Source organism: Streptomyces sp. NL15-2K, assembly GCF_030551255.1.
Lineage (GTDB): Bacteria > Actinomycetota > Actinomycetes > Streptomycetales > Streptomycetaceae > Streptomyces.
This window is the reverse complement of record NZ_CP130630.1, coordinates 1856139-1870020: the sequence shown is the minus strand read 5'-3', so window position 1 is coordinate 1870020 and position 13882 is coordinate 1856139. Positions and strand designations below refer to the sequence as shown.

Genomic DNA, 13882 nt, shown 5'->3' with positions numbered 1-13882 from the left:
TGGGGCCAGATGTTCGACAAGGGCCAGCAGAGCGCAAGAAATGACTCGGCAGGGCAACTAATTCTTATGCTGGCTGGGTCGTCCATCCCCTCCGCTCAGGAGTCCGTGTTGCTGAAGCCCCAGCACCTGCTCACGCTGAAGGCCGTCGTCCGCAGCGGTTCGTTCGCGATCACGGCCCGCGATCTCGGCTACACCGCTTCCGCGATCTCCCAGCAGATCTCCGCTCTGGAGAAGGAGACCGGACTGGTCCTGTTCGAGCGGGAGGCCCATGGGATCCGTCCGACAGCCGCGGCCCACCGCCTGGTCGACCTCAGCGACCGTGTGCTGGCCGCCCTGGACGACCTGGATCACCACGTGCAGGAGCTGGCCACCGGTGTCACCGGCCGACTGAGGCTGGGCAGTTTTCCCACGGCCGGCGTCAGGCTCGTACCGTCCGCCCTCTCGACGTTCGTCGAGACGCATCCCCGCGCGCAGATCCAGCTGGAGGAGGGCGAACCCGAGGAACTGGCCGCCGCACTCGGCGACGGCGACCTGGACGTCGCACTGGTGTACGAGTACGGACTCAGCCCCCGCCCATGGCCCGACGGTCTGACCCACCACCGGCTGCTGCGGGAAGACCTCGTACTGCTCCGCACCCATGACAGCGGCCTGAGCGCGCAGCTCCCCCACCTGTCCCGGGCCCGCTGGATCACCAGCCGCGAGGGCACCGCCGGTGCCCGGTCGCTCGTCCGGCTGTGCGCGGCGGCCGGGTTCGAGGCCGCGGTCGCCTTCCGCAGCAACAACTACGACGTCGTACGGGAGCTGGTGTCCGCGGGGCTGGGGGTCGCGGTGGTTCCGGCGCTCGGCCATGCGCCGAGCGACACGATCGAGGCCACCCGGCTCGCCCAGCGCTCGGCACACCGCACCGTGATGGCCCTGCGCCGCAGTGAGAACAGCAATCCACTGCTGGCCGGCATGCTGGACTCGCTGCGGCGCGCAGTGCCCGTGGACGAGCCGTTTCTGCACCCGGCCGAGTCGGCGTGCCCCGATGCATGACGCCGGCGAGCGAAACCTGCGCTACGTCGGGATGTCGCGCCGGGGTTCGGCCACCGCTCGCAGGACCTCGACCAGAGCCGCCACCGTGGGCCGGTGCTCGGCGGAGGAGCGGAACACCACGACGATGTGCCGCTCGATCGTCTCGCGCAGCCTCACCACGTCGAAGCGCGAGGCGCGCAGTCTGAGCATCAGATCCGTCACCGTGCTCACCCCGATGCCCGCCTCGACCAGCGCCAGAGTGGCCGCGGTGTCCGTCACCTCGTGCCGTATGTCCGGCTCGATGCCCGCCCGTCGGCAGGCGGTGCGTACGGCGCGGCCGTAGTAGCTGTCGGCCAGCGGCAGGATCCACCCCAGGTCCCGGGTGTCGGCAAGGGCGACCTCTTCGCGGCCGTCCATCCACCCGGCGGGCACCGCGAGGGAGAACCGCTCCCGGTAGAGTTGCGTGACCCGCAGGGCCGGGTCGCGCCGAATGGGCACGTCCGGATAGTCCAGGCCGAGCGCCAAGTCCACACCGCCGGAGGCGACAGCGTCGTACACCTCGTCCACGTCCATGTCGCGGCTGTGCACGTCGAGCCCGGGATGGGCCTCGTGCACGCGCCGCAGTGCCAGCGGCAGGATCTCGGCGGCGGCCGTCGCGAACAGGCCGACCCGCAGCACCCCGGCGACCTCGCCCCGGCTGCGCTCCAGCGCCTCGACGGCCTCGGCCTCCGTGGACAGGATCCGCTCGGCGTGCCGAGCCAGCGTCATCCCGGCGTCGGTCAGCTCCACCCGCCGCCCCACCCGCCGCAGCAGCTCCATACCGGTGGCCTTCTCCAGCGCGGCGATCTGCTGGGAGACGCCGCCAGGGGTGTACCCCAGGGCCTGGGCCACCGCGGTGATGGTTCCGCGCCGGGTCAGCTCCACCAGGGAGCGCAACTGGGAACTCGTCCAGTCCATATAGAGATGCTAATAGATCAGCTACACCAACTATTCATAGACGTCAACGATGGGGCTGCGTCACGATGGCGGGCAGATAGCTGATCAGCGTCTCTCCACTTACCGAGAGCCCAAGCCACGCCCCGAACGGATGCTTCTTCGGCTCAGGCGGCGGCCTCTGGAAGGGATGGCCCCTTGTCCGCCTCATCCACCTTCCGCACCGTTCCGCCGACCGCCGATGTCGTGATCATCGGCGGCGGCGTGATGGGCGCCAGCACCGCCTTCCACCTCGCCGAAGCGGGGGTGACCGACATCGTCGTGGTCGAGCGCGGCGACCTGTGCTGCGGCAGTTCGGGCAAGCCGATCGGCGGCGTACGCGCCCAGTTCTCCGACCCGCTCAACATCGAACTGGGCAGCCGCAGCCTGCGCGCCTTCCAGGACTTCCCGCACCGACCCGGCGCCGACATCCGCCTCGACAGCGTCGGCTACCTCTTCCTGCTCACCAGCAACCGGCAGGCCGCGGACTTCGAGACCAGCGTCAGGATCCAGAACAGCCTGGACGTCCCCACCCGCCTGATCGGCCCGGACGAGGCACGCGGGCTGTGTCCCTACATCAGCACCGACGGCCTCGTGGCCGCCGCCTTCTCGCCCACCGACGGCCACGCCCGCCCCGCCCTGGTCGTCCAGGGATACGCCGACGCCGCGGCCCGGGCCGGCGTCACCTTCGCCACGCACACCCGCGTCACCGGCATGGACACCGCCGACGACCGGGTCACCGCCGTCCACACCGACCGCGGCCGCATCGCCTGCTCCACCGTCATCTGTACGGCGGGCGCCTGGTCGGGGCAGATCGGCGACATGGCCGGCATCGACCTGCCGGTCAGGCCGGTACGCCGCCAGCTCGCCCTCACCGAGCCGCTCACGCCTCCGGCACCCCGTATCCCCTTCACCATCGACTTCTCGTCCTCGGCCTACTTCCACAACAGTGACGACGGCCTCCTGTTCGGCCTCGCAGACCCCGACCAGCCGGACGGCTTCGACACCACCTGGACCCCCGAGTGGCTCGAGCTCTTCCGGGACGTCGTACGCAGGCGAGCCCCCGAGTTGGCCGACATGGAGATCGCCGACGGCTGGGCCGGCCTGTACGAGGTCACCCCCGACCACAACGCCCTCATCGGACGCTCCAGCGAGCTCTGCAACTTCCTGTACGCCACCGGTTTCTCCGGCCACGGCTTCCTGCAGGGCCCGGCCGTCGGCGAAATCCTGCGCGACCTCTGCCTGGACCGCGAACCGTTCGTCGACATCTCCCCCCTCAGCGCCGACCGCTTCCGGGCCGGGGCCGAGATCCGCCCCGAAGCCCACGTGGTGTGAGCCCCGATGGAAAACGCGATTGAAAGCCCGATGGAAAGGCAGCCCCATCGATGATCAGCCAGTGGCAGCTGCGCGCCGCCTTCGCCGCCCGGCTCTCGGACATGTACGGGCGGGAGGTCCCCGCCTACACCACGCTCGTTGACGTCTCGCGCGAGGTCAACCAGGACGTCCTGCGCGCGCAGGGCGCCGACGCGGAACGGCTCGGCGCCATCAGCCGGGTGACCGCGGAACGGCACGGCGCCATCCGCGTCGGCACCCCCGCCGAACTGCGCCAGGTCGCCCGCGTCTTCGGGGCCCTGGGCATGCACCCGGTCGGCTTCTACGACCTGCGGGAGGCCGCCTCCAGCGCGGTGCCCGTCGTGTCGACCGCGTTCCGTCCCGTCGACGGCGAGGAACTGGCCCGCAGCCCCTTCCGTGTCTTCACCTCCATGCTCACCCCCGCGGACCCCCGGTTCTTCGACGACGATCTACGCTCCCGCCTGGAGACGTTCCTCGCCGCCCGCGAACTGTTCCCGCAGGAGCTGCTCGCCCTGGCCGACCGGGCGGAGGCCGAGCGTGAACTGCCCGAGGACGATGCCGAGGGGTTCCTCCAACTGGCAGTGGCCGCCTTCGAGTTGTCGAACCAGCCGATCGACAAGGCCTGGTACGAGACGCTGGAGCGGGTCTCCGCCGTGGCCGCGGACATCGGCGGCGTCCGCAGCACCCACATCAACCACCTCACCCCGCGTGTCCTGGACATCGACGAGCTCTACCGGCGCATGACCGAGCGCGGCGTCGAGATGATCGACACCATCCAGGGACCTCCCCGGTGGAAGGGCCCCGACCTGCTGTTGCGCCAGACGTCCTTCCGGGCGCTGGCCGAGCCCCGCGCCCTGCGCACCCCGGACGGCAGCGTGCTCAGCGGTGCCCTGCGGGTGCGGTTCGGCGAGGTCGAGGCCCGCGGCATCGCCGTGACCCGTGAGGGTCGCGCACTCTACGACCGCCTGATCGCCCTCGTCGACCAGCAGGCAGCACTCCGTCCCGGAGCCGACCGGGCCGAACTCGCGCGCGCCCTGTGGGCCGAGCACGTCCCCGGCACCGAGCGGGAGCTCGCCGCCCAGGGACTCGCGTACTTCACCTACAGCGTCGCGCCCGACCGGCCCCGGGACGGCAGCCGCCCGCCCACCGGCATCAACGACCTGGTGGAACAGGGCTGGGTACGGGCCGAGCCCGTCGTCTACGAGGACTTCCTGCCCCGTTCCGCGGCCGGCATCTTCCAGTCCAACCTCAGCGGCGAGGGCTCCAGGGACAACGAGCAGGAAGGCGCCGCCTACGACAGCGAATGGCTCTCCGGCGCCATCGACCGCGAAGTCCTCGACCCCTTCGCCTTGTACCGGCGGCAGCAGAACAACTCCCTCGCCCAGGTCGCCCGGGAGCTGCAACTCGACAGCGCGCTCGGCTGACCCCGCAGGTCCGGCCTCCTCACCCTCACCACCCTCAAGGGAGCATCATGACCAGCACCACCCTGCCCACCACGGAGGACTTGCGCGCCCGTGCCCGTGCGAGCCTGAAGCGCATCGGCGTCACCATCCCGGACGGCACCGACTTCCACGCCCGTACGCCCATCACCGGCGAGGACCTCTTCGGCCTGACCGCCGCGACCGTCGCCGACACCGAGGAGGCCGTCACCGCCACCCGCGAGGCGTTCCTCACCTGGCGCAGCACTCCTGCGCCCCGCCGCGGCGAACTGGTCCGCCGACTGGGCGAGTTGCTGCGCGGTCACAAGCGCGACCTGGCCGACCTCATCACCATCGAGGCGGGTAAGATCCGCTCGGAGGCGCTCGGCGAGGTCCAGGAGATGATCGACATCTGCGACTTCGCGGTCGGCCTGTCCCGTCAGCTCTACGGGCGCACCATCGCCTCCGAGCGCCCCGGCCACCGCCTCGCCGAGACCTGGCACCCGCTGGGAGTGGCCGGCGTCATCTCCGCGTTCAACTTCCCCGCAGCCGTGTGGTCGTGGAACAGCGCCGTGGCCTTGGCGTGCGGCGACACGGTGGTCTGGAAGCCCTCCGAGTTGACCCCGCTGATCTCCCTGGCCTGCGACCGACTGCTGGCCCAGGCCGCCGAAGAGGCCGGCGCCCCCCGCGACGTACACCGCCTGCTGCTCGGGGACCGCGCCATCGGCGAGAAACTCGTGGACGACCCGCGCGTCGCTCTCATCAGCGCCACCGGTTCCACCCGTATGGGCCGCGAGGTCGGCCCCCGCGTCGCGGCCCGCTTCGGGCGCAGCCTGCTGGAACTCGGCGGCAACAATGCCGCCGTCATCGCCCCCTCGGCCGATCTCGACCTCGCCGTCCAGAGCATCGTCTTCGCCGCCGCGGGCACGGCGGGCCAGCGCTGCACCACCTTGCGCCGCCTCATCGTCCACCGCGACATCGCCGACACGCTCGTCGCGCGTCTGACGGCCGCGTACGCCAAGCTCCCCATCGGCGACCCGTTCGACGAGGGCACCCTCGTCGGACCGCTCATCTCCACTACGGCACTCGACGGCATGCAGGACGCCCTCACCCGGGCCCAGGCACAGGGCGGCAAGATCCTCGCGGGCGGGAACCGGCGGCTGGCCGACACGGCGCCGCAGGCCGCGTACGTCGAGCCTGTCATCGTCCGCGTCGACGAGCAGACCGACGTCGTCCGGGAAGAGACCTTCGTCCCCATCCTCTACGTGCTGACCTACGACACGTTCGAGGAGGCCATCGCGCTGCACAACGACGTCCCGCAGGGCCTGTCCTCCAGTGTCTTCACCCGAGACCAACAGGAGGCCGAGCTGTTCCTCTCCTCCGAGGGCTCCGACTGCGGCATCGCCAACGTCAACATCGGCACTTCCGGAGCGGAGATCGGCGGTGCCTTCGGCGGCGAGAAGGAGACCGGCGGCGGCCGCGAGTCCGGCTCCGACGCCTGGCGCGCCTACATGCGCCCGGCCACTAACACCATCAACTACTCCAGCCGTCTCGCCCTCGCCCAGAACGTCAGTTTCCTCTAGGCACCGCCGCGTGGCCCGGCCGCGTCACAGTTCGTCGTGCGGGCATGGCCGGGCCGCCGAGGGCGACCAGCAGGAGCTTGCCTCGAAGACCCCGCAGACGCACTGCCGCGGCGCGTCGCCTTCAACAGTCACCCATCGTGATCGCCCCGCCGGCTTCGACGACCGTGGGTTACCGGTAGTTCGTCAAACCCGGCGGTAGCGTGGGTTGACGACGGGGCCGGTTGGGCGTAGGGCGGTGGTAAGAGTCAACTGCCGTCGTGGGGGCCGAAGATGACCGCCCGCCGTCCGTGTCCGCCCGCGCCGGGTCCGTTGGAGGAGTACGCGGCCCGGTTCGATGACCTCTTCGGCAGCCTGGCTCAGCGACGGGGATTTCGTGAGTATCTGACCGGGCTACTGGCGCCGCGGGACCGGAACAAGACGATCACGTGTCTGGCCGGGGCGGAGCCGGTGGTCGGTGCCGGCGGCCCGGGGGTGCAGCGGCTGCAGTTCTTCCTGTCCGAAGCCGCCTGGGACGCCGACCGGGTCAACGGGCGGCGGCTTGAGCTGCCGCGGGTGCAGGAGGCGACCGCGCCGCACAGTGGCGGGGTGATCGTCATCGACGACTCCGGAGACCGCGAGGCCGGCACGGCCACCGCACACGTGGGACGGCAGTGGCTGGGCCGGCTGGGCAAGACCGACAACGGCATCGTCACGGTGACCACGGTGTGGACCGACGGACGGATCTACTACCCGCTGCACGCGCAGCCGTACACCCCCGCCCGTCGCTTCCCCCGCGGCCGGGCCGATCCCGGCTTCCGTACCAAGCCGCAGATCTCCGCCGCCCTCGCGGTGCGCGGCAAGGAAGCGGGCTTCGCCTGCCGGGCCGTGGTGGCCGACTGCGCCTACTCCACCAGCGACGACTGGTACCTCGCCCTGCGCGACGCCGGACTGCCCTGCGTCGTCGCGCTCAAGCCGCACCGCGGCACCTGGGCCCGCGCCGACCAGCCACACACCCCGATCGACGCCGCCCGCGCGCTCGCCGGCACCGACCCCGACCATCCAGGCGACTGGAGGCCCATCGAGCGCCACTTCCGTGACGGGCACACCGAGACCTGGTGGGCCGCCGATGCCCGCCTGGGCGGCTACGGCCCCGACTCACCCTGCCGACTGGTCGTGGCCACCACCGACCCGGTCGGCCTGCCGGAGAAGGCCACCTGGTACCTGGCCACCAACCTGCCCCACCCCGACGCCCCGCACGCCACCACCAGCGTCCACCCGCCCGCCAACCTCGCCGAGATCGTCCGCCTTCACGGGCTGCGGCCCTGGATCGAGCAAAGCTACAAACAGATCAAGGACGAACTCGGCTGGGCCGACTTTCAGGTCCGCTCCGACACCGCGATCCGGCGTCACCAGACGCTGGTGAACTGCGCGTTCACCTTCTGCTGGGACCAGTGGTTCGCCCCACCCGGGGCGCTGGACGACACCGCACCAGATCCCTGCCCCGACGACCGGCCAGAGAGGGGGCACCGTCACACCCCACGAGCCCCAATTGCCCTGCTGGCCAGGGCATTACGGGCCGTCCGCTCCTGGCTCACCCCGGCCATTACCCTGCGCAGCTGGTGGCGAGCCTGGACCGACAAGGACCCGCCGCTCGAACTTCAAGCCCTCCTCGACGCGGTCACCGCCGGCAGACCCCTTGATCTATACCGCCGGGTTTGACGAACTACCGGTAATGGGCCAGCTCTCAGCCAAAAACCTGCACCGCAGCGATCCGCAGGCCAGGCCCCGGGCAACTGACGACGGCGGCGCGCTCTTGGGGCGCGATGGGTTACCAACTTCGCCAGTGAGCCGTTCCCCGGCGAAATCAGCGCCGGTATTGCCAAGCTGAGCCCGAACCTCGGTACTCGGCCACCGGCATCGGCTCGACCCCAGGGCGCATGCGCGCCCGATACAGCTTGCCCGCGAGGTGGTCGAGTTCGTGAGCGACCAGGCGGGCAAGCCCTCGTTCGAAGACGGAGAAGCGGCGAAGGCTGTCGACGGATTCGTGCTCAACGCGGAGCATCAGCGGGCGCGGGACGAGCCCTCGACCACCACCGGGCTGAGCAATGTCAAGGGCTCGCCCGCCGGCGGCCGGACGATGGCTAGGGCTCTCCCGATTCCGATCTGCGGCGCCGCGATGCCCATCCCCTTCGCGAAGTCATGAAGCGCCGCGACACGATCGGCAGCAGCGTTCAGCGCCTCGACCACCCGAGCCGCTTCCTGAACCTCCGCCGGGAACACGAAGGCACGAGCGACTTCGAGCAGTACCGGGTCGCCTTCCTGAACGATCCCGGACGCCTGCATCCGGCTGGTGATCTCCGCCGTCATCGGCGCACCTTCACTCTCTGACCCGCTCCAACTCCGAGCCCCCGCACTTTTAGGTCAGCGGCATGCCGCCAACGTCCGACAAGGTCAAACACGGCAAGCCGTCGATTCAGCACCTGACAACAGATGATCGACTTCGTGCGCGACCAGCCGGGCGAGCCCATCGGTGAAGACCGTCGTCTGACACGTCCCGTCGAAGTCCTGATGCCGTACCCGCAGCGTGCGCGGGCGGGGAACCTTGCCGCGGACATCGAAGAACGACAGACAACCCTCGAACTGCTCATCGGTGTCTGCCGACTCCTCGACCACCACGGGGTTCAAGAGAGTGATGGCATCGCCCTCGGCCGGGCGGACGATGGCCGCACGCCGACCGACCCCGATTTGTGGAGCGGCTACGCCCATCCCCTTGCTGAAGGTGTGCACTGTTGCCGCAATGGACGGTGTGGTCACTGGCCTGCTCCTCCCTCAGCTCCGTAAAGGCCATGTGCCTCATGTACCTGATACCGCCACAACCTGTCTGCCTGCGCGGATGCTTGGCAGCTGTAGATAAGGCCGGTCTGTCGGTACCGCTCGACGGGGATGGGGCCGACTTAATCGGCGGGTTCGGCGATCAGCGCCGTACCGATCTTGCGGAAGCCGAGTCGGGCGTAGACCCGCGCGACATCGTCGTCACCTGCCGACAGGAAGACGGTTGCCGCGCCTCGCGATCGGGCGTCGGCCACCAGTGCCGCAGTAACCGCGAGTGCAAGACCGCGACGGCGAACTGCGGGGAGCGTTCCGACGCCGACGATCTCGCTGACTCCTGCGAGCGCTTGGTGCTGGCCCGCGGACAGTGCTGATCCGTGCTCGACAGCTGCGGCGACCGCCGTCAGACCCGCCCGGATACGCACGATCGCGCGTTCCACCGATCCGTCGGCGACGCGGGCGTCGATCGCTTCCGCCAGTTGTGGTGTTCCCGCGAGACCGACGTGGGTTCCAGGCTCGGCGAAGGCGAGATGAGGAACGGCCAGGGCGCTGGGCAGTATCGGATCGTCCGCGCCTATGATCTGCACGGATGTGTTCCCGGACAACCCCTCCAATGGAGCTGCGGGAGTACCGGGATCGAGCACCATCAGCGGATGTTCGTGGACCACGAGTCCCGACTCTTCGGCTGCTGCCCGCAGCGTGGGCGTGGTCTCGGCGACCCATTCGAAACTCTCCGCGATTCCCAGCTCCCGCTGGCGGGCACGGACCTTCTGCACGTCGATGGACTCCAGCGGTCCGGACCATCCCCGTGCGGGACGTGCGTAGAACGGCCAGCCCTGGCCCTCCCGCACGAACAGGGTGAGCGGCCCGTGGTCCTCGACGCGGGCGCCGTGGCGCGGGACCGCGTTGTAGTACTCCTCGAGCCGGTCCAGCAGTGCCCGCTCAGGGTGATCGTCAAAATCGGCAGAAGTCACGCCGGGCATCCAAGCAACAGGGCACCGGCGGCGCCACTTCATTTCGACCCGTCCGCAGGGATGCTCGGCCGGAAATCGCTGCCGAGATCGTTAGCCGGCGGCGTCTTGCGGGTGGCAGCTGCTTGCGTGGCTCCGGCCAGACGGACTCCAGAGCCGCCTTCACCGTCCGGAAGCCCACCCCGTACTTGCGCTGCACGGCCCGGTTCGACATCCCCGCCCGGACATCACGGCGGATCGCCGCGTACAGATCGACCTTGGACTTCGGTGGCACCGGCGCCCCCTCCGCGCGGACCTGTTTGATCTTCACAACCCAGACAACTCGCGCGGCCTTCCGTATGTCGCCTGACGTGACCAAGATCAATCGCGAGGCAGTCCGTGACGAAACCGGCGTCGCGTCGCTCAGCGCGCCCTGATCACCATCTGGCTGCACCGGCGAGGTCGCGGAGCTGATCGATCGCTGACTGCCGCGCTCGTCTACAGCGGCCTCCAGGCCGTCGATGCAGATAGCGACCGGGCTGGCTCTGGTCACCTGTGTGTGCGGTCTAGGCCGGGGCACCCCCGGGCGTTGTGCGGCCGACCCTTCAACCGGACTACGTCAGGACGAGAGGCACGGTGATGGTGAGGTGTTCGTCGGTGGTCGGCCGGGCGGTGGCAAGAGCGTTCATACGAGCTGCGAGGTGGCCGATCACCCGGCTGGTCAGTTCCTCGTCCCACTCCGCTGTGCCTTCCGGCGGCAGGCGCATCTCCTCCCTGGCAGGTGGGTTGTCACCGAGGTAGCGCGCGGTGTCCATGTTGACGACCCAGCAGGCCAGTGCGATCTTCACCTGCCCGGGTGCCGCCCACTGCGCCCGTATGTGGGCGCACATGCTGAAGTCGTCCCCGCCGAATGTGACCGTCGTGGAGAACGACCTGCCACGGGGGTATTGCCGTATCAGCTTGAGTACTGCTGGTTCCACAACGGCTCGCGCCATAGGTTCCGTATACACCGTCTGCCCCCCTGTCGAGCCTGGCCTTCAGCATCCCAGACGGGGCCTGCGACGGACAGATCGGCTGCCGTCCCGACCGTTTCCCCTCCAGGGGAACACTGTGCACGGCATGCGAACGGCGCCGCGCCCTGGGGGATGCTGTTGGCCAATTCGGGACATGACCTACGGTCTTCAGGATCTGGCCCGGGTGGCTGGCTGCTGCGGAACAATCGCGGGGCAGCCCGTAAGCGGCTGGCGGCCGTACAGGGCGTTTCGTCCTTGCGGCTGTGGGACAGCCCGCCGCCCCGCTTCCGTCCAGGCCGGGAGGTCGAGGTCCCACGCCGAATTTCGATGACGAGCGCCATCCCCCGCCCCCCTTTCCCTGTTCTCGTCGTCCTCTCCGGCTTGGCCGCCCGAGAGGAGTGGCCTAGAACCCGGGGCTCACCCAGTGCGCCATGACTCCCGTACGTCCGTCGCCGTTGCTGATGACGGAGGCGAGGTTGCTCCCGATGCGGTAGGCGTGGAGCGTGATGACGTCATTGAGGTCGAACTTCTCCAGGATCGTCTGCCCGGCGGTGGTCTGCATGACAGTGTGTCCCCCGGTCAGTGCTTCAGTGCCCGGGATGAGCTGGCCGTTCTTGAACAGTGCAGTGCGGACGAGCTCACTCGCCGCTGCGGTCCCGCCGGTGTACGAGCGGGCGTGGTAGGAGATCTCCCACACCCCTGGGAAGGGGATCTTGAGTTCCTCGACCTCGGAGATCCGCTCATCGGCGCGGTCGGCGCCGGCGAGGTCGTGGCTGAAGTCAACCGGGCTGGTCTGGAGCCACGTCGAACCCTGCCGGTAATTCGCTGGAGTCGTCATGCCATTCACTTCCTTTGCCGCGTCGGGATACACACTGACCGTGCCGGGTGTTCGTGCCGCTTGGGCGGCGGTTGCCAAAGTGACCTGAGATTGGGTCGCCCGCAGCGGTGCCCGCGTTGATGCTTACGGCGTTGCCTGCTCTGGACCGGCGCAGGGCCGGACCAGAGCGCCACGGCGGCCGGGCGCGCTACACGTATTCGAGCAGCCAGCTGACTGGAGCCTCGTCGACCATGTCGGCGGCGGTCTTCTTCACCCGCCCGATGCTGACCTTCTGCGTCCCCGCAGGAAGCTTCTCAGCGACGCGCGGGCCGGCGGCCGTGATGTCCCAGTTGCTGACGACGGTCCAGCTCGTGCCGTTGTGGAGGGCCACCCTGAGCCGCACGTCCGCCCAGTCGCAGCCGAAGCTGAGAAAGGCGTCCGCCCAGGCAGCGGGGCTGACCTGGTTGGGCTGCGGGATGGCCAGGACGATGCCGTACTTGTAGTGAATGAGACCGCCGGCCTCATTGATCATGAAGCCGTGGGGGATCTCGCCGGTCTGGAAGTCGGACTGAGTGGGCACCTGCACTCCTCGTCTCTCTGTGCCCGGCAGCGTTGAGACCGTGATTCCGGGCGCCGGAGGGCCAGCAGTACGCCTGCGATCAGCGCACAGCTCAATATTCGAGGTGCCTGTGCCGCCGTGGAGTCAATTACCTGATTCAAGACGATTAGTTGGCTAATGCGCGTGTGCGAGTTTATGTGCGACTAAAGATCGCGTTACCTATGATTTAAGCTATTTCATGATGGACTGACTAGAGATCTTTAACGGCTGAGGTTACGGCGGTTGGAGGTCGAGCCCCGTCTTGGCGATGAGGCCTTCGATGAGGCGGGGGCGGTACTGCATCCGTTTCAGCCGCGTCTTCACCAACGCGGTGAGCTGGTCGAGGCTGTGTTTCGTGAGGTTGGCCAGCGATCTCTTCAGGTGCGACCACACGCCCTCGACGGGGTTGAGCTCCGGGGCGTACGCCGGTAGTTGGTAGACGGTCAGCCATAATCGGGCCGCGATCAGCTCCCGCATGGTGCGGCTGACATGCGTGTTCAGATTGTCCCAGACCAGGACGAGGGGGCCGCCGAGCTGCTGGTGCGCGGCATCGAGCAGGCGGGCGTAGTCGGTCTCGGTGAAGCCCTTGCGCCGGTGCTTGGCGGGGCCGCGGTCGAGGTGGATGCGGTAGATCAGCCGGGGCCGATGGCCGGTTTTGGTGCAGATCAGCGCCGCCATGGAGACACGTTTGGTGCCTGCGGCGGTGACCCGCACTACCGGGGTGCGGCCCCGGTGGCCCCAGGTGCGGCCCTTGGGCGGCCTCAGGCCCTGGCCGGCTTCGTCCTCGAAGCAGAGCCAGGCGCCCAAGTCCGCCGCCCTCTTTTTATGACGGGCCACTGCTCGTCCTTCCATGCGGCGATCTTCGCCTCGTCCCGCTCGGTGGCCTTGCGGGAGGGGACCTGCACGCTCCAGCCGATGCGGTGCAGCAGCAGGTCCAGCCCGGCCAGGGTGTACTCGACGCCGAACCGGCGGCGCACGACCTCGGCGATCCTCGCCAGCGTCCAGCACTGGTCACTCCAGCCGGAGGCGGCCGGGCCGGCATCCAACACCGTCTCCAGCACGCGCAGTTGTCCCGCGTCGAGCTTGCAGCGGGCGCCGCCGGGGCCCTTGGAGGCCAGGGCCTGCCGACCGCCTGAAGCCAACGCCCGCCGCCATCGATTCGCCGACATCCGGGTCACCCTGAACCGTCGGGCGACCTCCCGGTCACTGCCCCCGGCCTCGATCAGGTCAGCAGCTGCCAGCCGGACTTGCTCACGCCGAGCCCGTTCCTCAGCCGTCAATCCACCGCCATCGGGATACCTCATCCTCCCGGCATAGCGCCGCACACGACAGCCGTCACGACCCCACGTAACCCGC

General features: G+C 69.2%; 16 protein-coding genes. 5 read left to right on the top strand and 11 right to left on the bottom strand.

Going from position 1 to position 13882, the window contains the following annotated elements; translation table 11 throughout:
- Nucleotides 1–108: 108 nt before the first annotated feature.
- A complete protein-coding gene (locus tag Q4V64_RS07920; RefSeq protein WP_124444026.1) occupies nt 109–1035 on the top strand; it encodes a LysR substrate-binding domain-containing protein in 927 nt (308 codons plus the stop codon).
- Nucleotides 1036–1056: 21 nt separating this feature from the next.
- On the opposite strand, the gene Q4V64_RS07915 is transcribed toward Q4V64_RS07920, so the two are convergent.
- Nucleotides 1057–1971: a LysR family transcriptional regulator gene (locus tag Q4V64_RS07915; protein WP_124444027.1), complete on the bottom strand. Its 915-nt coding sequence runs from the start codon at nt 1969–1971 to the stop codon at nt 1057–1059.
- Nucleotides 1972–2145: 174 nt separating this feature from the next.
- Here Q4V64_RS07915 and Q4V64_RS07910 point away from each other — a divergent pair, with 174 nt between their 5' ends.
- From Q4V64_RS07910 to Q4V64_RS07895, 4 genes are all read left to right on the top strand, one after another.
- The gene (locus tag Q4V64_RS07910; protein WP_124444028.1) at nt 2146–3321 is read left to right on the top strand and encodes an FAD-binding oxidoreductase; all 1176 of its coding nucleotides are present in this window, start codon (nt 2146–2148) and stop codon (nt 3319–3321) included.
- A gap of 50 nt (nt 3322–3371) precedes the next feature.
- Nucleotides 3372–4763, top strand: a complete 1392-nt coding sequence (locus Q4V64_RS07905; protein ID WP_124444029.1) for a VOC family protein — start codon at nt 3372–3374, stop codon at nt 4761–4763.
- A gap of 47 nt (nt 4764–4810) precedes the next feature.
- Nucleotides 4811–6340 (top strand): aldehyde dehydrogenase family protein, encoded by a 1530-nt coding sequence (locus Q4V64_RS07900; RefSeq protein WP_124444030.1) that lies wholly within the window; start codon nt 4811–4813, stop codon nt 6338–6340.
- 270 nt (nt 6341–6610) lie between these two features.
- Nucleotides 6611–8038 carry an IS701 family transposase gene (locus Q4V64_RS07895; protein WP_253267309.1) on the top strand — a complete coding sequence of 476 codons (1428 nt, stop codon included), beginning with the start codon at nt 6611–6613 and terminating at the stop codon, nt 8036–8038.
- 145 nt (nt 8039–8183) lie between these two features.
- Here Q4V64_RS07895 and Q4V64_RS54820 read toward each other — a convergent pair whose 3' ends face one another.
- From Q4V64_RS54820 to Q4V64_RS07850, 10 genes are all read right to left on the bottom strand, one after another.
- Nucleotides 8184–8381, bottom strand: coding sequence for a peptide deformylase (locus Q4V64_RS54820; RefSeq protein WP_253267310.1), 198 nt, complete (start codon nt 8379–8381; stop codon nt 8184–8186).
- A complete protein-coding gene (locus Q4V64_RS07890; protein ID WP_253267311.1) occupies nt 8381–8686 on the bottom strand; it encodes a peptide deformylase in 306 nt (101 codons plus the stop codon). Before Q4V64_RS07890 ends, Q4V64_RS54820 begins: the two co-directional genes overlap by 1 nt.
- An 84-nt stretch (nt 8687–8770) precedes the next feature.
- A complete protein-coding gene (locus tag Q4V64_RS07885; RefSeq protein ID WP_253267312.1) occupies nt 8771–9133 on the bottom strand; it encodes a peptide deformylase in 363 nt (120 codons plus the stop codon).
- A gap of 140 nt (nt 9134–9273) precedes the next feature.
- On the bottom strand, nt 9274–10122 hold the full coding sequence (locus Q4V64_RS07880; protein WP_253267313.1) for a GNAT family N-acetyltransferase: 849 nt from the start codon (nt 10120–10122) through the stop codon (nt 9274–9276).
- Nucleotides 10103–10651, bottom strand: a complete 549-nt coding sequence (locus Q4V64_RS07875) for a hypothetical protein (RefSeq protein WP_124444032.1) — start codon at nt 10649–10651, stop codon at nt 10103–10105. Before Q4V64_RS07875 ends, Q4V64_RS07880 begins: the two co-directional genes overlap by 20 nt.
- A gap of 61 nt (nt 10652–10712) precedes the next feature.
- Complete coding sequence (locus Q4V64_RS07870; protein WP_124444033.1) at nt 10713–11093, bottom strand: hypothetical protein; 381 nt, start codon at nt 11091–11093, stop codon at nt 10713–10715.
- 421 nt (nt 11094–11514) lie between these two features.
- Nucleotides 11515–11949 (bottom strand): hypothetical protein, encoded by a 435-nt coding sequence (locus Q4V64_RS07865; protein WP_124444034.1) that lies wholly within the window; start codon nt 11947–11949, stop codon nt 11515–11517.
- A gap of 187 nt (nt 11950–12136) precedes the next feature.
- Nucleotides 12137–12508, bottom strand: a complete 372-nt coding sequence (locus tag Q4V64_RS07860; protein WP_124444035.1) for a hypothetical protein — start codon at nt 12506–12508, stop codon at nt 12137–12139.
- Between the two features lie 252 nt (nt 12509–12760).
- The gene (locus Q4V64_RS07855) at nt 12761–13333 is read right to left on the bottom strand and encodes a transposase (RefSeq protein ID WP_303709287.1); all 573 of its coding nucleotides are present in this window, start codon (nt 13331–13333) and stop codon (nt 12761–12763) included.
- On the bottom strand, nt 13288–13830 hold the full coding sequence (locus Q4V64_RS07850) for a winged helix-turn-helix domain-containing protein (RefSeq protein ID WP_124444037.1): 543 nt from the start codon (nt 13828–13830) through the stop codon (nt 13288–13290). Before Q4V64_RS07850 ends, Q4V64_RS07855 begins: the two co-directional genes overlap by 46 nt.
- Nucleotides 13831–13882: the final 52 nt, after the last annotated feature.